The organism is Synechococcus sp. CS-1329, assembly GCF_025128055.1.
Classification (GTDB): domain Bacteria; phylum Cyanobacteriota; class Cyanobacteriia; order PCC-6307; family Cyanobiaceae; genus Regnicoccus_A.
Genome location: NZ_JAHLYS010000040.1, coordinates 20,796 through 38,420, shown reverse-complemented (window position 1 = coordinate 38,420; position 17,625 = coordinate 20,796). Strand labels below are relative to the sequence as shown.

The window sequence follows — 17,625 nt, the reverse complement described above, 5'->3', positions numbered from 1 at the left end:
TCCCCATGGATCGCCTGGATTGGAAAGCCGCCGCTGGAGCTTTGGGCCGTCGCCAAGTGGTAAGGCAGCGGGTTTTGGTCCCGCCATTCCTAGGTTCGAATCCTAGCGGCCCAGTTTTGAGAGATCCCTGCGTGACCCCCAGCCCCCTGCTGGTGTTCGACTTTGATGGCGTGCTCGTCGATGGCATGGCGGAGTACTGGTGGGCGGCTCGCCAGGCGGCCCTGAGCCTGCGGCCGGATCTGAGGCTTCCTGAGCAGGCACCCGCCGCCTTCGTCCGGCTGCGGCCGCTGATCCACAAGGGTTGGGAGATGGTGCTGGTGGCTGCTGAGCTGGCCCGCGGCACCAGCGACCTCACAGCCCCTGGGGCGGCCTACGACCAGGCTCTGGCTCCTGCCCTGGCCCACTGGGGCTGGAGAGCCGAGACCCTGCAAACCAGCCTTGAGACGGTGCGTCTGCAGGCCATTGCCGCCGATCGCCCCCACTGGCTGGGCCTGCACCGCCCGTATCCCGGCGTGCCGCAACGGCTGCGGGCCCTGGCGCAGGAGGGGGCCGACTGGGCCGTGCTCACCACCAAGGGCGGCGCCTTTGCGCGGGAGCTGCTGGCGGCCGAGGGTCTCACTCCCCTGCACACCTTCGGCCACGAGGATGGAAGCAAGCCGGAGGTGCTGCTGCGCCTGTGCGCGCTGCATCGGCCGCTCTGGTTCATCGAGGACCGCCGACCCACCCTGGAGGCGGTGCGGGCCACCGCCGGGCTGGAGGCGGTGCGCTGCTTCCTGGTGAGCTGGGGCTATCTGGGCCCCAGTGATCTGATCGATCTGCCCGAGGGCCTGGCGCTGCTGGAGCCGGCCACCTTCGCGGCCCCCTTGGCGGCGTGGCCCTGATCCGCTAGCGTACGCCTGTACTAATTTCGGGTTGTTCGGCGCCAGGGGCGCTGCCGCTGTTTCGCCACCTCCTTGATACACCCAGCGGCTTTGGTGGCACCTGTAGCTGTGAGGCCGCACGGCGACATCCCCCCCCAGGGTCCGTCCCTTTCCGGTCCGTTCCTTCATTCCCTTCTGACCATGCCTGCCGATCACAAGAGCACCGACCTCAGGGCTGCCCAGCCCCGCTCCTCGAGCGCGGCGACGGCGGCCGGGGCGGCCGAGCGTGACAAGGCCCTCAACCTGGTGCTTGGCCAGATCGAGCGCAACTTCGGCAAGGGCTCGATCATGCGCCTGGGGGATGCCTCCCGGATGCGGGTGGAGACCATGTCCACCGGTGCCCTCACGCTCGATCTGGCCCTCGGCGGCGGCTATCCCAAGGGTCGGGTGGTGGAGGTTTACGGACCGGAGAGCTCCGGCAAGACCACCCTCACCCTCCATGCCATCGCTGAAGCCCAGCGCCGCGGCGGGGTGGCCGCCTTCGTGGATGCTGAGCATGCGCTCGATCCGGTCTATGCCGCGGCCCTGGGGGTCGATGTGGAGAACCTGCTGGTCTCCCAGCCCGACACCGGCGAAATGGCCCTGGAGATCGTTGATCAGCTGGTGCGCTCCGCCGCCGTCGACATCGTTGTGGTCGACTCCGTGGCGGCCCTGACGCCCCGCGCCGAGATTGAGGGGGAGATGGGGGACCTGGCGGTGGGCAGCCAGGCGCGGCTGATGAGCCAGGCGATGCGCAAGATCACCGGCAACATCGGCAAGTCGGGCTGCACGGTGATCTTCCTCAACCAGCTGCGCCAGAAGATTGGCGTCACCTACGGCAACCCTGAAACCACCACCGGCGGCAACGCCCTCAAGTTCTATGCCTCGGTGCGGCTCGACATTCGCCGCATTCAGACTCTCAAGCGCGGCACGGAGGAATACGGCATCCGCGCCAAGGTGAAGGTGGCGAAGAACAAGGTGGCGCCCCCATTCCGCATCGCTGAATTCGACATTCTCTTCGGCCGTGGCATCAGCACCCTCGGCTGTGTGATCGATCTGGCCGAGGAAACCGGTGTGGTGATCCGCAAGGGTGCCTGGTACAGCTACGGCGGCGACAACATCGGCCAGGGCCGCGACAACACGATCACCTGGCTGGAGCAGAACCAGGAACAAAAAGAGCTGATCGAGGCCGAGGTTCGGCGCAGGCTCACCGAAGGGGCTGATGTGACTGCCAATTCGCTCAAGCCACTGGCAGCGGCGGCCGCCAGGCTGGCCGCCACCGGCTCGGCCGCCGCTGCGTCGAAGTCTAGCGAATCAGCGTCGGAGAACGGCGTGGAAGCGGGTGTGGCCTCGCTGGAGTCTGCCTCCAGCTGAGATCAGCTCAGATCTGGGGAGCCTCGAGCCTGCTGGGCTCGGGCTCTTGAGCGGATTCCAGGGCAGTGGGCCTGGGTGGTGGGGCCTGCTGAAGGACCGTGGCGACCCGCTGCAATTCCTGGATCGCTTCGGCCCCTTCGAGCTTCACCAGTTCGCAGCCGTGGCGTGATTCCACCCAGCTGATGCCGAAGTCGGAGACGAGAAAGCGCACCATGTGGGCATCACCGAGGTCGGCGACAAAAGAGGCCCCGTGGCCATCACGGCCATCGCCGCAGACATAGCAGGTGGCCACGAGGCCTTTGCGCTGCAGGCTGCTGGCCAGGGCCTGCAGACTCATCACCAGGTCGAGCACCACGGAGCGGTACTGCTCAGCGAGGCGGGGAAACATCAGCCAGCTCAGAATTTGAAGAGATCCTAAAGTTTCCGCCTGGGTTTCCGCGCCAGCCCAAGGCCTGCTGTGGGCAAAGCCGCACCCGATCAATCGGAGAGGACCCACCAGCCGGCGGCCGGTCCGATGAAGCGCACCGTGATCCAGAACAGCACCAGAGCCGCAATGCCCACCCAGGCCCCCTGGGTGGAGACCTGAACGAAGCGATCGGCCTGGCGGCGGGTCAGCGGCAGCCAGGCAACCAGCCGTGGCGAGGTGTCCTTGCCCTTGGCTGAGCCGGGCTGTTTCTGTGGCCCGCGTGGCGGCAATCCCTGCTCCGAGCGGCGTTTGGCCTCTCCCATGCGTCCCGGCGGCGATTCGGCGAGTATCAGGCTACGAGCTCCCGATCGCTTGACTGATCCAGGCGGTCATCAGGGCGGCAGCAACCTGGTCAGGGCCACCCAGGGCTCCAGGGCGCTGAGCACCTGGTGCCCCCAGCTGCGGCTGCGCAGGCGTCCGTCCAGCACCGCCAGCCGACCTCCGCCCCGGCGCAGTCCCGCCAGAGCCAGCTGCAGCCGGGTCATGGCCTCCGGCAACAGCAGCTCCCGGAACCAGTCACGGCCGGCCTGGCGCAGCCGGTTGACCCGGGCTGCGGTGAGCGGATCTTCGAGGCTGGTGATCGGCAGCGGACCGACGATCACCTGGCGCGGCAGGGGCAGCCGCCCCTGATGCTCCAGCCACCACTGCCAGCCGCAGCAGATCACCCCATTGCTCTCCGGTGCGGTGCTTTCGTGGCCCACCCGGCGACCGAATTCCGCCGCCAGGGCGCTGGCGAGGCTGAGGCGCTGGGATTGCTCATCCACCAGCACGATCGTCAGGCCGCTCTGGCCCAGCACCAGCCGCCGGCAGTGATCCAGCAGGTGGGTGCCGAAGTGGGGGCTGTTGGGGAATGGTTGGCCCAGGGGTGCATAGAGGGGCAGCGGATCGGAGAGGGGCGGATCCGAGAGATTCACGCTCACCTGGGGACTGATCCCCGCTGGGGCGGCGCTGCGACCGAATTGACCCACCAGCACGGCGCCACGGTGGTGCAGAAGGCCCTCCATGGCCTCCAGGGGCTCCAGGGGCTGGCGATGCAGGCGCCACTGCAGCAGCTCCCTGTCGACGCTGGCCCAGCTGGTCCAGCCAGGCCCAACGGCTGAGCGCCAGAGCTGCCAGGCCTCCGGCAGGGGGCCGAGCAAGGCCAGCAGGTGCCTCAGCGGCGCTTCCTCCTCGGGACTGATCGGCACCAGGCCCGATGGGGTGCGGGGATGGGCGAAGATCCGCCGACTCATGCGCTCATGCAGGCTCAGCAGGCTGGGTTCGGCGCTGGGCAACACCCGGCGCAGCCGTTCCCAGTCGCTGTTCTCGATCGGACGGTCGAGGGCCTGGCGCAGCTGCTGGTGCAGCCGCTCGGCCTCGGGGATCACCAGTTGCCGCTGCCCCAGTTGCCCCTGGCGCCAGGCCAGCTCCAGTTCTGCGTGGTTCAGCAGCCAGAGGGGGGCCTCATCTGGGGCGCCGGCGGATCCTTCCCAGCAGGGCAGATGCAGGCCCACCGCCTTCAGCCGCGGCATCTCCACCTGCTGCAGGCGCCGACGCAGGGGATCGCTCACCACCAGGGCGATCGGGGCATCCCCCAGGGCCAGGGGGACCAGCAGGCCCACCAGCCAATCGGGATCGCTGCCCGGCGCCAGGCGCACCAGGGTGTGGTCAGCGCGTCGCAGGCTGCGCGCCACCAACCGACTCATGGTCAGGTGGTGCGGCCAGCGGATGCCGCCCTCCTGGCGCAGGAGTTGCTTGAGCTGCTGGTGGGCGCGGGCTTCCAACATCGCGGAATCGTAGGAAGGTGAGGCCCATGGGCCGTACCAGCGATGACAACCCTCTGGCGTGAGCGACCGGTGGGGGTGGTGGGTCTCGGTCTGATCGGCGGCTCGATCGGCCTTGACCTGATGGCCCTTGGCGTTGATGTACGCGCTCTGGTGCACCGCGAGGCCACGGCGGAGCGGGCCCGGCAGCGGGGCCTGGCCTCTCAGGTGAGCATCGATCCTTCGGTGCTCACAGGCTGTGGGCTGGTGCTGCTGGCCCTGCCCCTTGATCGGCTGCTGGAGCCCTCACCGGAGCTGCTGGCGGCCCTGCCCAGGGAGGCGGTGATCGCCGATCTGGCCTCGGTGAAAGCGCCGGTGCTGTCGGTCTGGGAGCCGCTGGTTCCCCGCTTCGTGGCCAGTCACCCCATGGCGGGCACCAGTGGGGCCGGGGTGGAGGCGGGCCTGCCGAACCTGTTCCGCGACCGCCCCTGGGTGGCCACCCCCAGCGACCACACCGACCCAGCAGCCCTGGAGCAGGTGCGCGCCCTGGCGGGCGCCCTCGGGGCCCGCTGGCTGGAGTGCGCCGCACCCGATCACGACCGGGCCGTGGCCCTGATCTCCCACCTGCCGGTGTTGGTGAGCGCCGCCCTGCTGCGGGCGGCCGAGCGGGGCGCAGCAGCCGCTGCGCCCCGCTCGGCGCTGCCGGCGCTGGTGCGCGCCCTGGCCTCCAGCGGCTTCGCCGACACCACCCGGGTGGGCGGTGGCAATCCGGAGCTTGGCACTCTGATGGCACGAAGCAACAGTGTCGCCGTGGCCGAGGCGCTGGGCCACTACCGTCAGGCCCTCGACAGCCTTGAAGATCTGCTCGAGCGCCAGGACTGGGAAGGGTTGGCCCGGGAACTGGAGGGCTGCCGGGCCCTGCGGCCGGAGTTTCTCTGAGCCCTGGCCTAGGCCGGGGCCAGGCTTCTGCCCCGCGCCTGCAGCAGTTGTCTGCAGGCCATCAACGCCGACAGGCTTACCCCCGCGGTGCCCTCGCCCGGGTGGATGCTGTCGCCGCAGAGCCAGAGCCCCGGCAGGGGGGTGCGACTGGCCAGGCCGAAGGGCCCGAAGCGGGAGGGGTGTTGACCCAGCCCGCCCACGAAGCCGAAGGGTCGCCCCGTCCAGCGGGCAAAACCCCGGGGCGTGGCCAGTTCCCGGTGGCGCCAGGCCGTGGCGGTGAGCCCCAGGCTCTGCTCCAGGCCGGCCTGGATCCGCTCCATGGCCTCAGCCTTGGCCTGGGCATAGGCCTCCTTCTCCAGCTCCAGCCAGGGGCGCGCCGGGGTGAACACGCTGGCGATCACCGTGGCCTGCCCCGCCGGCGCCCGCCCATCCCCCTCGCGGCTCACCGACACAAACAGCGAACCTGGCTCATCCCAGTCGATCTGCAGATGGGCCGGACACTCCGCCGGCAGCAGAGCCCGCTCCACGGCGCCATAGAACACCAGGGCGCCGCTGGGGTCCGGGAAGCCGCTGATGCGCTCGCGGTAGGCCCTGGGCATCGCCTCCCCCAGCAGGTCAGCCAGGGTCTGGGGGGGCAGGGTGACCACCAGATCACGGCTGAGGCTGGTGAAGGGTCGCCCGCCCGGCCCCTGGCCCCGCACGCACCAGCCCTTCGCCTTGGTCTGCTGCAGGCTTGTTGCCCGGTGGCGCAGGAGCAGCTGGCCGCCCTGGGTGGCCAGGGCGGTTTCGAGCCTTGCACTCAGGGCCTGCATCGAGCCCTGCAGGTGCCACAGGCCCAGGGGCGCCTGGGCCATCGACAGCACGCTGGCGCCATAGAGGGCCGCGGTGCCCCCGGCCGGTTCCTGGGAGTAGAGGCGCAGCTGCAGATCCAAGAAGCGCCGCAGGCGGGGATCGTCGCTGCAGCCGCTGAGCCACAACAGGTCAGCCACGCTGGCAAGCACCAGGGCACCACTGGCGAGATTGGCGGGTCTCAGGGCTCCAAGCAACTGCCCCAGGTCCCAGAGGGTGCGGGGCGGCAGCACCGGATCACGCCCCGCGAACGACCAGTTGGCCCCGTGCAGGGCGGCGCAGAGACTCCAGAAGCGCTCACTGCCGGGAAACTGCCGCTGCCGCTCCTGGCGCCAGCGCTCGGGATCCCGCCACAGCTGCACGGGCGGCTGGCCATCGCAGAGATCCACCACGCAGCCGGGATCGAGCGGGCTGGCCGCCGGCGCCTCGACCCCCAGATGCCGGAACAGCCGTTCGTGGATGCCGCCGGGCTCCAGCCCCGCCACCTGGGTGGCCCCCACATCGAAGACATAGGCGCCACGGCGAAAGGTGCCGGCGCAGCCCCCGGTCTGGTTGTGGGCCTCCAGCAGCTGCACCGAGAGGCCTTCGCGGGCCAGCAGCGCGGCGGCGCTCAGCCCGGCGATGCCCCCGCCGATGACGGTGACGTCGTGTTGCACGGACTCGCTGGGACAGGGGCTGACGGCCAAGCGCTGGGCGGCAGGGGCGGCCGGCATGCTGGCAGGGGTGGCAGGGCCGGTGATGCGCGACGCCTGGGTGGGTTGGCTGGAGGAGACGCTGGGCCAGGGGGTGGAGCGCTGCCGGCCCGTGGGCGGCGGCTGCAGTCACAGTGCCTGGGCGGTGGAGCTGAGCGGCGGTGGCCGGCTGTTTGCGAAAACGAACCAGGCCCGGCTTCTGCCCGTGCTGGAGGCGGAGATGGAGGGTCTGCGGGCTCTGGCCGCCGCCGCCGACTCAGCGCTGCTGGTGCCCACGCCCCTGCACTGCGCCCTGGCGGGCTCCCAGGCCCTGCTGGTGATCGACTGGCTGGATCTGGAGCCCTGTGGATCCGGCTCAGGCACGGCGGCTCAGCTGGCCTGGGGCTCCGCGGGGGCGGCGCTGGCAAGGTTGCACCGGCGCAGTGCCGCCTCCAGTGCCGCCACCGGCTCCGCCGGCTTTGGTTGGGCGTACGACAACTACATCGGCAGCACCCTGCAGCCCAACTCTTGGTGCCTCAGTTGGGGACAGTTTTTCGCCGAGCAGCGCCTGGGCCCGCAGCTGAAGCTGGCCGAGCGCTCGGGCCGGGTGTTGAGGGGAAGCCAGAGGCTGCTGGAGCTCACTCCGGCCTGGCTCAATGGCCACGGTGCTGTTCCCTGCCTCGTGCACGGCGATCTCTGGTCAGGCAATGCCGCCCGGGTGGCCCCCAGCTCAAGTTCGCCGGGCTCAGCCGTGGTGGCCCTGTTCGATCCCGCCGTCTACAGGGGGGACCGGGAAGTGGATCTGGCCATGGCCCAGATGTTCGGTGGCTTTCCGCCAGCCTTCTTCAGCGGCTATGAGGAGGAATGGCCCACACCCGCGGGCCACCCGCAGCGGCGCAAGCTCTACGACATGTACCACCTGCTCAACCACGCCAATCTGTTTGGCGGGAGCTACTGGAGACAGGCCCAGGCCCTGATCGCCGAGCTGGTGGGCTGAGCCTGGGCCTGCTGGCGCTTCAGCCCAGGTATTCCTGACGCAGGGTCTGGAACTGGGACATCACATTGGCGCGCTTCTCACTGGTGCTGAGGTTCTTCCAGCTCCACTGGCCGACCACCACCAGACCGAGCAGCTCCAGCAGACCTGGCACCACCGGCAGCAGATTGATGGTGTCGAGCACTCCTTTGATCAGCACCTGGGCCACGATCACCGCCAGCAGGATGCCGACGCCCTTGCCGATGCGGCTGACCTGGGACCAGTCCACCTGATCCAGGGTCTGGTTGACCTTGGAGAGAATCTCGCCGTAGCGCTCGGTGAAGTTGGCGCCCGCTTCGCTCTCCGCCCATGAAGTGCCGGCCTCGGTGGTCGTCGGCTCCTGTTCGGTGGTTGCGTCGCTCATCAATGGAGTGGCGATGGTGTGAGAGTCAATGGCACAAGGTATCGGTATGGACAGCGGCTGGCCAGAGCAGCTGGCGGTTGATTCGCATCAGCTGACCGTTCTGCGGGCCGTGCTGGCCGCTGCGGCGCCGCAGGAGGGCTGCGCTCTGCTGCTGGGACAGCCCGCCCGCTCAGGGCCTGAAACGCCCGCCCCGGCCCACGTGCAGCTCATCTGGCCCTGTCTGAACATCTGGCCGCAGAAGGAGCAGCGCTGCGGGCGTTTCGCCATCGACCCCCGCGAGCAGTTGCTGGCCCAGCGCTGGGGACGGCAGCGTGGTTGGCAGGTGCTGGGCACGGCCCACAGCCACCCCAGCTCGGCGGCGATTCCCTCCAGCACTGATTGCGCCTGGGCCTTTCCCCCGGCCCTGATGCTGATCCTCGGCGTTTCCGCCGAGCTGCGCGCCTGGTGGATCGCTGAGTCCGCCGAGGATTCCAGCGCCCTGCCGGCGGCTCGAGAACTGGAGCTGATACAGCCGGATGTCCGCTCCTTTCGGGGGGGCGGGGATTTGGGAGAGTAGGGAGAGGGCCGCCGCGCGCGGTCCCCTCTGCGCTCCACGGCCTTCTCGCCCATGCTTCCTCCTGACATCAGCGGCGTCCAGCTCAGTCCCGACGAGGTGGCGCGTTTCTCCCGCCACCTGATCCTGCCGGAGGTGGGCATGGCGGGCCAGAAGCGCCTCAAGGCGGCTTCTGTGCTCTGCGTGGGCACCGGCGGCCTGGGCTCACCCCTGCTGCTTTACCTGGCCGCCGCCGGCGTCGGCCGTCTCGGCATCGTCGACTTCGACGTGGTGGATCACTCCAACCTGCAGCGCCAGGTGATCCATGGCACCAGCTGGGTGGGCAAGCCCAAGATCGAATCAGCCAAGGCGCGCATCCTTGAGATCAACCCCCACTGCCAGGTGGATCTCTACGAGACGGCCCTCACGAGCGAGAACGCGCTCGAGATCATCGAGCCCTACGACCTGGTCTGCGACGGCACCGACAATTTCCCCACCCGCTACCTGGTGAACGACGCCTGCGTGCTGCTGGGCAAACCGAATGTGTACGGCTCGATCTTCCGCTTCGAAGGTCAGGCCACGGTGTTCAACCTGGAGGCCGAAAGCCCCAACTACCGCGATCTCTTCCCCGAACCGCCGCCGCCGGGCATGGTGCCCTCCTGCGCCGAGGGCGGTGTGGTGGGCGTGCTGCCCGGCATCATCGGCATGATCCAGGCCACGGAGGCCGTGAAGATCATCATCGGCATCGGCACCAGCCTCAGCGGCCGGCTGCTGCTCTTCGATGCTCTGGGCATGAAGTTCCGCGAGCTCAGGCTGCGGCCCAATCCCGAGCGACCGGTGATCACTGAACTCATCGACTACCAGGAGTTCTGCGGTGTGGGCGGCACGGCCCCGGGCCAGGAGGAATCCGGCAGCGTGCCCAGCATCACCGTGGCGGAACTCAAGACCGTGATCGACGGTCAGCTGGAGGAGTTCCTGCTCCTGGATGTGCGCAACCCCCCCGAAGCCGACATCGCCGTGATCCCCGGCTCGGTGCTGATGCCCCTCGACCGGATCGAGAGTGGCGAGGCCATTGAGGATGTGCGCCGCCTGGCGGAGGGCAAACGGCTCTACGTGCACTGCAAGCTGGGGGGACGCAGCGCCAAGGCTCTGCTGGCCCTGGGTCGCCATGGCATCGAAGGTGTGAATGTCAGCGGCGGCATTCAGGCCTGGAGTGAGCAGGTGGACCCTGCCGTGCCGATCTACTGAGTGCCCCTGCCGCTCAGTACCCCGCAGCTCAGTACCCCGCAGCTCAATAATCCACTCCCCGCTTGAGGTCGACGCCGCGCTCGGCGTAGTGCTTGTGGCACACCATCTCGGAGTGCACACTGGCCAGATCGAAATAGGCGGGGGGATTTTTGCAGCGCCCGGTGATGATCACCTCGGTTTCAGCTGGTTTGCGCAGCAGTGTCTGCATGATCGGCTCCACCGGCAGCAGTTCCAGATCAACGGTGGGATTGAGCTCATCGAGGATCACTGTTTTATAGAGCCCACTGGAGATGGCGGCCCGGGCAATCTCCCAGGCCCGCTCCGCTTCCACATAATCAATGGGCTGCTGCTGACCCCTCCAGACGATGGCATCGCGGCCGGAGCGGAGATGATCCACCAGGTGGGGATAGCTCTCGCGCAGGGCTGCAATTGCCGCATCTTCGGTGTAGCCGCTGCCGCCCTTGAGCCACTGCAGAATCAGCACGCGGTGGCTCTTGTCCTGGCTGATGCCCCGGCCGATCGCCTGCAGGGCCTTGCCCAGGGCGCTGGTGGACTTTCCCTTGCCTTCGCCGGTGTAGATCTCAAGGCCAGCGATGCCCTCGCTGTCGTTGGAGCCGCGCCGATGGGCCCGCATCTCCGAGTGCAGGTCAGCGAGTTGCACCAGTGATCGCGGCGCTCCCCGGCCGGTGACGATCACCTCCATGCCCGCCGGCCTGGCGGCCAGGGTGCGCACCACCTCCTCCACCTCCAGCAGGCCGAGGTCGAGCACCGGACTCAGCTCATCCAGCACCACCACGGAGTAGAGGGCACTGGCGATGGCTCCGCGGGCGATGTCCCAGCCGCGCTGGGCCTCCTGGCGATCGAAGCGGGTGGCCTCCTCCGCATTGAAATAGTCGCCGCGGCCGGTGCGCACCTGATCGATCAGGTGGGGAAAGCCCTGCTGCAGGGCCTCGATTGCCGAATCCTCGTCGTAGGCGCGGCCGGGGCCCTTGAGGAAGCGCAGCAGCAGCACCCGGGTGCGCTTGCGCTCGCAGATCCCCAGGCCGATGGTGCGCAGCACCACCCCAAGGGCGGCCTGGCTCTTGCCCTTGCCGTCACCGTCGTAGACGTGCAACTGGCCGTGGCTGCGCTCGTGGCTGCCGGCGGCCGTGCGGATGCCGATGGCGCGGGATGGCGCACCGGAAGCCGCGCTGGAGGTCGGTGCCATGGCCTGGCCTTCTACGGTTGGATCCTAACGACTGTTGCCCGAGGCCATGCTCTCCCCGGCCCTCCATCCGCTGGTGGAATTCCTGCCGCCGCCGCTGGAGCAGGCCCTCGGTCAGCTGCGCCAGAGCGTCAGGGGGCTGGATGCCGCGCTGGTGGCCTACTCCGGTGGTGTCGACAGTGCCCTGGTGGCGGCCATCGCCGCCGAACAACTGGGCACCGATGCCGAAGCGGTCACCGGAGTGTCGCCGGCCCTGGCTCCCCACCTGCTGCAGGAAGCGCGTTCCCAGGCGGCCTGGATGGGGATCCGGCACCGGGAAGTGGCCACCCGCGAACTGGAGGATCCCGCCTACAGCAGCAATCCCACCGACCGTTGCTACGCCTGCAAGCGGGAACTGCATGGCCTGCTGGCCTCGCTTACGGGCGGCATGATTCAGGTGCTCGATGGGGTGAACCAGGACGACCTCGGCGACCATCGCCCAGGCATTCGGGCCGCCCGCGAGCGGGGCGTGCGCTCGCCTCTGGCGGAGCATGGCCTCGATAAGGCGGCCGTGCGCCAGATTTCCAGAGCCCTGGGCTTTCCCTGGTGGGACAAGCCGGCCCAGCCCTGCCTGGCGTCGCGGTTTCCCTACGGCGAGCCGGTCACGGCCTCTCGTTTGCAGCGGGTGGCCGCCGCCGAAGACTGGCTGCGCCAGCGCGGAGTGAAGCAGCTGCGGGTGCGCTGCCAGGGGGCGACCGCCCGTGTGGAGGTTCCTTCCGACCAACTCGACGACCTGTTCAGCTGGTTGCCGCGCCAGGAACTGGTGGAGGCCTTCCGATCCCTTGGATTCGCGGCCGTCAGCCTCGATCTGGAGGGATTGATCAGCGGCAAGCTCAACCGAGAGGCGAACCTGAAGCCAGCAGCGCCGGGGCCACTGGCTTCTCCCGGGCTCAGGCAGCCAGACCGAGCGGTTCCCTGATCTGTTCGCTGATCGAATCAGGAGTTTCTCGGCGGAAACTCTTGAGGTTGCGGCTGGAGGCCTCCAGCTCATCGGCCAGCACCTGGCAGGCCCGCTCGGGCATGGTGTGGTCGCCGCAGGTGAACACATCCACCGCCGCGTAGCCCGACTCGGGCCAGGTGTGGATCGAGATGTGGGATTCAGCCAACAGAGCCAGACCCGTGACCCCCTGCGGTTCAAAGCGGTGGGTGATCAGATTGAGGAGGGTGGCGCCGGCACGTTTCGCTGCAATCGTGATGGCGTCCCTGAGAAAGGCTTCGTCGTCGAGCTTCTTGGAATCGCAGTTGTAAAGCTCGAGGATGCAATGTTTCCCCACCATGTCATTGGTTGTGGGGGGCTCGCTCGGAAGGCTTTGGGGGCTTTGAGCTCCACTCCATCCCGGGTTGGGGTGGAGGCAGGGCAGGGTCTGGGTCATCGAATGCGGCCACACAAGGCTGCACTCTACGCATCCCTTCACGTTCCCTACGGAAACGGGTCCGAATCCACCAGCTGCCCCCCACAGATCCGCACCACCTGGGAGTCGCCGCCCTGCCAGGTGGCGCTGAGCGAGGTCAGATGGGTGGCGCTCACCAGGCACTGGTGCCCCGTGCCCACCACCTCCAGCAGCAGCTCCTGCCGCCTGGGGTCGAGTTCCGCCAGGACGTCATCGAGCAGCAGGAGCGGCGGCTCACCCCAGAGTTGTTGCACCAGCTCCAGTTCCGCCAGTTTCAGGGCCAGCACCAGGGTGCGCTGCTGGCCGGCGGAGCCGAAGCGGCGAGCCGGCTCCTCCCCCAGCAGCAGGGCCACCTCATCGCGCTGGGGGCCCACCTGGCAGGTCCCCAACCGGCGCTCCTCCGGGCGCTGACGGCGCAATTGCTCCAGCAGCCCCTCCCGCCAGGGGGCCTCCGCTTCCTCCCCCTCCAGCTGGCTGCCGGCCTGATAGCGCAACTCCAGCTGCTCACGGCCGCCGCTGAGCCGCTCCTGCCAGGCGGCGGCCAGCGGTTGCAGCCGGGCCAGGGCGCGGCGGCGGCGGCGGTGCAGGCGTGTGCCGATCAGGGCCATCTGCAGATCAAAGGCATCAAGGAGGGAGTGCAGCTGCTGTTCCCCCTGGCTGAGGCTCCGGCGCAGCAGCTGGCTGCGTTGACGCAGCAGGCGGCCATAGCGTGCCAGCAACTCCCCGTACACCGGCTCCAGCTGCAGCACCACCCGATCGAGCCACTGACGCCGCAGGGCAGGCTCTCCCCGCACCAGCTCCAGATCGAGGGCGCTGAAGCCCACGCAGCGCAGCGGTCCCACCAGATCGAGCTGGCGCTCCAGGGTCCGACCATTGCGGCGGGCCTGGCGCCCCCCCTGACGCCTCACCTCCAGGTCGAGCTCCAGCTGATCGAGCAGCGCAGCCGGCCCCTCTGCCTCAGGGGAGGCGCTGTCGCTGCACCAGCCGCGCACCAGCGCACGGCTCTGGCCATGGCGGATCAGATCGCGGTCGTGGCTGCTGCGGTGAGAGCGCAAGCTGCCGAGCAGTTGCACGGCCTCCAGCAGGTTGGACTTGCCCTCTCCATTGGCGCCGATCACCAGCAGACGCGGCTCAGCAAGCTCGAGCGAGAGCTGGGCGTAGTTGCGAAAATCGAGCAGCTCCAGGCGATGCAGCCGAATGGGTCAGGAGCGACGTGCGGGTAAGCTACGACCACCGGGACAGGGATGACCTCCCCGCTCGGGCATGTAGCTCAGTTGGATAGAGCGTCAGATTCCGGTTCTGAATGTCGGGGGTTCGAGTCCCTCCATGCTCGCTTCATTCGGCTCCTCCGGCTGGTGTTCCTCACGGCTGCTGAGCACCAGCCCCATGGCACGGATGCCACCGGGGTCCACCAGGAAGCCGTGCTGCTGAAGAGCTGAAAGGGCTTCCGGCGGCGCTGCCACAGAAATACTGCAGCCACTCAGCTCGCGGCGCAGGCGAGTGAGGGCGCCATGCACCAGCACCGCCAGCACGGTGGCCTGCTGAGGCTCCCGCGGCCAGGCGGAGAGATCCCAGAGGTTGGCGTTGAGGGCCTGGTCGCTGGTGGCCCGCACGAAGCCCACCAGGCGCCCGTGCGAATCGCGCACACACAGCTGCCAGGCACTGCGCTCCAGCACCAGGGCCAGGCGCCGTTCATCCCGTCTCGCCTCGCCGCAGGCCATCAGCAAGCCGTTCAGCTCCTCCGGCTCGGGGGGCTCCGTCTCGGTGCGGTAGCCCTCGGGCAGGCGCGGGGTGGGTGGGTGGTTACGGAAGGGAATCAAGCGCAGCTCAACCGGTGTTGCGCATGCCCGCAGCGATGCCGTTGATGGTGAGCAGGGCGCCGCGCAGCAGTTCGCTGCGGCTGTAGGTGCGGCCATCCTGGCCATCACCGCTGCTGGCTTCGCTCATCGGCGGCTGCCGGTTCTGGTCGCGCAGACGCCGCAGCAGGGCCACCTGCAGGTAGCCCAGGGGAACGATCGTCTGATTGCGCAGATCGACCGAGAGCTGCAGGGCCGGATCGCCATCCAGCAGGCGGCCGTGACCGGAGATCTTCAGCACCAGATCACGGGTGAGCTCGAATTCGGCCGCGATCACCTGGAAGATCTGCTCGAAGGCCTCGCGGTGGGTGGGGCGACCCAGGGCCTGGACGTAGTGGTGGGCCAGGTCGAGGTCCACTTTCGAGAGGGTCATCTCCACCTTGGAGATCAGCATCCGGAAGAAGGGCCAGCGCTGATACAGCAGCCGCATCAACTCCAGCTGGCCGGGATCGTCGTCGAGGTCCTCCTGCAGGGCTGCCCCCACACCGAACCAGCTGGGCAGCAGGAAGCGGCTCTGGGTCCAACCGAACACCCAGGGAATCGCCCGCAGGCTGGAGAGATCCTTGGCTCCACTCTTGCGGCGGGCGGGGCGACTGGAGATCTGCAGCTTGCTGATCTCCTCGATCGGCGTGACCTGCTGGAAGAAGGCCACCAGGTCGGGGTTTTCATGCACCAGGCGCCGGTAGTGCACCCGGGAGCGAGCCGCCAGCCGGCCCATCAGTTCGTTCCAGGTGGGGGTGTCATCGACGTTGGTGCTCACCAGGCTGTTCTGCAGCACGGCGGTGGTCACCGTTTCGAGGTTGTAGAGCGCCAGCTCCGGCAGGGAGTATTTGGAGGCCAGCACCTCCCCCTGCTCGGTGATCTTGATGCGGCCGTTGAGGGTGCCGCTGGGCTGGGCCAGGATCGCCTGGTAGGCCGGCCCGCCACCCCGTCCCACCGAGCCGCCCCGGCCGTGGAAGATGCACAGCGCCACATCGTGCTCGCTGGCCAGTCGCTGCAGGGCGATCTGGGCCTTGTGGATTTCCCAGTTGCTGGAGAGGAAACCCGAATCCTTGTTGCTGTCGGAGTAGCCGAGCATCACCTCCTGCAGGGGCTTGTCTGCTTCGGCGCTGCTGGCCAGCAGGGTCCGGTAGAAGGGCTCCGAGAACAGGCGCTGCATCACCGCCGGCGCCCGCTGCAGATCCTCCACCGTTTCAAACAGGGGCACCACCAGCAACTGGGTCTGCACCGCTTTGGGATCCACCAGGCCGGCTTCTTTGGCCAGCAGCAGCACCTCCAGCAGGTCGGAGACCGTGTGGGCCATCGAGATGATGTAGCTGCGGCAGATGCGGGGGCCGAATTCCTGCTGCAGCCGCTGCAGCATGCGGAACACCGCGAAGGTCTCGTCGGTGGCCGGGCTCCAGCGGGCCGCGGGTGGCAGCAGCGGCCGTCGGGTCTGCAGTTCCTGCAGCAGCCACTCCACCCGCTGCTCCTCCTCCATCTCGCCGTAGGGAATGGGCAGTTGCAGGTAGCGACTCAGTTCATCGAGGGCATCGCTGTGGCGGGTGCTCTCCTGACGGATGTCGAGGCTGGCCAGGCAGAAGGCGAAGATGTGCACCTGACTGAGCAGTGTCTGCAGCGGCTCACAGCTGAGGCCGGTGGTCTCGAGGCTGTCGCGCAGCAGTTCCAGGTCCTGACGCAGCTCATTCACCGAGCCGTAGTGCAGTTCGGGCGGCGCCGCCGCCATCGGCCCGGTGCCTGTGCTCAGCACCGACGGACCGGCGTTGTCGCAGGGAGATTCCCAGCCGGCTTCAGCCAGTTGCTGATTGCGCTGGTGGGTGAGGCGCAACCGTTCGACGATGTAGCTGAGCTTGAGGCGGTAGGGCTCGAGCCGATAGCGGGCGGCGCGCTCCTCATAGATCTCCGGGAAGCGCAGCCGGTCCATCTCCAGCGATTCCAGCAGCGGTGCGCTCACCTGGGACCACTGCATCGAGATGCTGAGCTGGTCGCGCAGGCTCGATACCGCCGTGATGTAGCGCTCGATCATCAGCTGACGCTGATAACAGGCGGTGCGCCAGGTGATGTCGGGGGTGACGGAAGGATTGCCATCGCGGTCGGAGCCCACCCAGGAGCCGAAGGTGCAGAAGGCATCACGGGGGGGCTCCACATCCGGGTAGCTGCCGGCGAGGGCATTGATGATGCGCTGGCGCAGCAGCGGCATCGCGTCGAAGAGCACCTGCTGGAAGTAGTGGAGGGCGTAGTCCACTTCATCCAGCACCGAGGGCTTGAACTGGTGCAGCTCGTCGGTGCGCCACCACAGCCGGATCTCCTCCTCCAGCTGCAGCCGCAGGCTGCGCTCGTCCTGCAGCTCACTGGGGCTGTCCTGCTGCAGGCGTTGGATCAGGGCCGCCACCCGCCGCTGCTTGTGGCGCACGGTGTGGCGCACGATCTCGGTGGGGTGGGCCGTGAACACCAGGCGGATGTCGAGTTCCCGCAGCAGGTTCTCGATCTGGGCGGGGGGCACATTCAGCCCGCGCAGGCGGGTGAACAGCTCCCGGAAGGTGGCCGGATCGGTCTGGCTGGCCAGCGGTGGGGCGAAGGGATCGGGGCTGGAGGGAATGGTGGTTTCCTGCAGGCTGGCCAGGTAGCTGTCTTCCTCGATGTGCTGCTCGAGGATGTTCACCAGCTGGAAATAGAGCGAGAAGGCGCGGGCTGCGGCGATCGCTTCCGAGAGGTCCATCTCGCGAATCAGCTGCACGAGGGCCGCCGTGGTATCGACGGTGCCGTCGGCCGCTTCAGCGGGGTCGCTCAGCCGCTTGAGTTTCAGCAGCCGTTCGGCCTGATCGGGCGGACACTCGCTGCGCAGCACTGTTTGCCAGAGATCCTCCACCAGCTCCAGGCGCTCTCCGAGCAGCCGGGTGACCCGGGGGGCTGGAGCCGTGGGAACTGCCTGGGGGGCCTGGGCCAGAACGGCGGATGGGGCGGGCAGGGGCTGCCGCATGGGGGCCGGCGCAGGCGAGGAAGGCTCCATGATCATCC

16 protein-coding genes and 2 tRNA genes are annotated in these 17,625 nt (G+C 68.4%); 9 read left to right on the top strand and 9 right to left on the bottom strand.

What is annotated here, in order from left to right:
• The first annotated feature begins 42 nt into the window (after positions 1 to 42).
• The 3 genes from KQ304_RS10250 (at position 43) to recA (ending at position 2,273) form a co-directional block, all read left to right on the top strand.
• Positions 43 to 114: transfer RNA gene (locus tag KQ304_RS10250), tRNA-Gln, on the top strand.
• Positions 115 to 131: 17 nt separating this feature from the next.
• A complete protein-coding gene (locus KQ304_RS10245) occupies positions 132 to 881 on the top strand; it encodes an HAD family hydrolase (protein WP_259736996.1) in 750 nt (249 codons plus the stop codon).
• Between the two features lie 180 nt (positions 882 to 1,061).
• Positions 1,062 to 2,273, top strand: coding sequence for a recombinase RecA (gene recA, locus KQ304_RS10240; RefSeq protein WP_259736995.1), 1,212 nt, complete (start codon positions 1,062 to 1,064; stop codon positions 2,271 to 2,273).
• 7 nt (positions 2,274 to 2,280) lie between these two features.
• Here the strand turns inward: recA and KQ304_RS10235 are convergent, their stop codons facing one another.
• The 3 genes from KQ304_RS10235 to KQ304_RS10225 all read right to left on the bottom strand — a co-directional run bounded on the left by KQ304_RS10235 (position 2,281) and on the right by KQ304_RS10225 (position 4,505).
• Positions 2,281 to 2,661 carry a DUF1815 family protein gene (locus KQ304_RS10235; RefSeq protein ID WP_259736994.1) on the bottom strand — a complete coding sequence of 127 codons (381 nt, stop codon included), beginning with the start codon at positions 2,659 to 2,661 and terminating at the stop codon, positions 2,281 to 2,283.
• A gap of 89 nt (positions 2,662 to 2,750) precedes the next feature.
• Complete coding sequence (locus KQ304_RS10230) at positions 2,751 to 3,002, bottom strand: DUF2839 domain-containing protein (RefSeq protein ID WP_259736993.1); 252 nt, start codon at positions 3,000 to 3,002, stop codon at positions 2,751 to 2,753.
• 69 nt (positions 3,003 to 3,071) lie between these two features.
• On the bottom strand, positions 3,072 to 4,505 hold the full coding sequence (locus tag KQ304_RS10225) for a helicase (RefSeq protein WP_259736992.1): 1,434 nt from the start codon (positions 4,503 to 4,505) through the stop codon (positions 3,072 to 3,074).
• Between the two features lie 42 nt (positions 4,506 to 4,547).
• On the opposite strand from KQ304_RS10225, the gene KQ304_RS10220 reads away from it, so the two are divergent.
• A complete protein-coding gene (locus KQ304_RS10220; protein ID WP_259736991.1) occupies positions 4,548 to 5,420 on the top strand; it encodes a prephenate/arogenate dehydrogenase in 873 nt (290 codons plus the stop codon).
• A gap of 8 nt (positions 5,421 to 5,428) precedes the next feature.
• On the opposite strand, the gene crtD is transcribed toward KQ304_RS10220, so the two are convergent.
• The gene (gene crtD, locus KQ304_RS10215; protein ID WP_259736990.1) at positions 5,429 to 6,982 is read right to left on the bottom strand and encodes a C-3',4' desaturase CrtD; all 1,554 of its coding nucleotides are present in this window, start codon (positions 6,980 to 6,982) and stop codon (positions 5,429 to 5,431) included.
• On the opposite strand from crtD, the gene KQ304_RS10210 reads away from it, so the two are divergent.
• Positions 6,903 to 7,937, top strand: a complete 1,035-nt coding sequence (locus tag KQ304_RS10210; protein ID WP_259736989.1) for a fructosamine kinase family protein — start codon at positions 6,903 to 6,905, stop codon at positions 7,935 to 7,937. The two genes, crtD and KQ304_RS10210, sit on opposite strands and share 80 nt — an antisense overlap.
• A 19-nt stretch (positions 7,938 to 7,956) precedes the next feature.
• On the opposite strand, the gene KQ304_RS10205 is transcribed toward KQ304_RS10210, so the two are convergent.
• Positions 7,957 to 8,337: a CAAD domain-containing protein gene (locus KQ304_RS10205; RefSeq protein WP_259736988.1), complete on the bottom strand. Its 381-nt coding sequence runs from the start codon at positions 8,335 to 8,337 to the stop codon at positions 7,957 to 7,959.
• 46 nt (positions 8,338 to 8,383) lie between these two features.
• Here KQ304_RS10205 and KQ304_RS10200 point away from each other — a divergent pair, with 46 nt between their 5' ends.
• Together KQ304_RS10200 and moeB are read left to right on the top strand one after the other, a co-directional pair.
• The gene (locus KQ304_RS10200) at positions 8,384 to 8,893 is read left to right on the top strand and encodes a M67 family metallopeptidase (protein WP_259736987.1); all 510 of its coding nucleotides are present in this window, start codon (positions 8,384 to 8,386) and stop codon (positions 8,891 to 8,893) included.
• A 51-nt stretch (positions 8,894 to 8,944) separates the two neighbouring features.
• Complete coding sequence (gene moeB, locus KQ304_RS10195) at positions 8,945 to 10,117, top strand: molybdopterin-synthase adenylyltransferase MoeB (RefSeq protein WP_259736986.1); 1,173 nt, start codon at positions 8,945 to 8,947, stop codon at positions 10,115 to 10,117.
• 43 nt (positions 10,118 to 10,160) lie between these two features.
• On the opposite strand, the gene KQ304_RS10190 is transcribed toward moeB, so the two are convergent.
• Complete coding sequence (locus tag KQ304_RS10190) at positions 10,161 to 11,324, bottom strand: cob(I)yrinic acid a,c-diamide adenosyltransferase (RefSeq protein WP_259736985.1); 1,164 nt, start codon at positions 11,322 to 11,324, stop codon at positions 10,161 to 10,163.
• 46 nt (positions 11,325 to 11,370) lie between these two features.
• Between KQ304_RS10190 and larE the strand changes: the two genes are divergently transcribed.
• On the top strand, positions 11,371 to 12,279 hold the full coding sequence (gene larE, locus KQ304_RS10185; RefSeq protein ID WP_259736984.1) for an ATP-dependent sacrificial sulfur transferase LarE: 909 nt from the start codon (positions 11,371 to 11,373) through the stop codon (positions 12,277 to 12,279).
• Here the strand turns inward: larE and speD are convergent.
• Together speD and recF are read right to left on the bottom strand one after the other, a co-directional pair.
• Complete coding sequence (gene speD / locus KQ304_RS10180) at positions 12,251 to 12,733, bottom strand: adenosylmethionine decarboxylase (protein WP_259736983.1); 483 nt, start codon at positions 12,731 to 12,733, stop codon at positions 12,251 to 12,253. The two genes, larE and speD, sit on opposite strands and share 29 nt — an antisense overlap.
• A gap of 47 nt (positions 12,734 to 12,780) precedes the next feature.
• Positions 12,781 to 13,929, bottom strand: a complete 1,149-nt coding sequence (gene recF, locus KQ304_RS10175; RefSeq protein WP_399229156.1) for a DNA replication/repair protein RecF — start codon at positions 13,927 to 13,929, stop codon at positions 12,781 to 12,783.
• 81 nt (positions 13,930 to 14,010) lie between these two features.
• Between recF and KQ304_RS10170 the strand changes: the two genes are divergently transcribed.
• A tRNA-Arg gene (locus KQ304_RS10170) sits at positions 14,011 to 14,084 on the top strand.
• Between the two features lie 494 nt (positions 14,085 to 14,578).
• Here KQ304_RS10170 and ppc read toward each other — a convergent pair.
• Complete coding sequence (gene ppc / locus KQ304_RS10160; RefSeq protein WP_399229105.1) at positions 14,579 to 17,623, bottom strand: phosphoenolpyruvate carboxylase; 3,045 nt, start codon at positions 17,621 to 17,623, stop codon at positions 14,579 to 14,581.
• Positions 17,624 to 17,625: the final 2 nt, after the last annotated feature.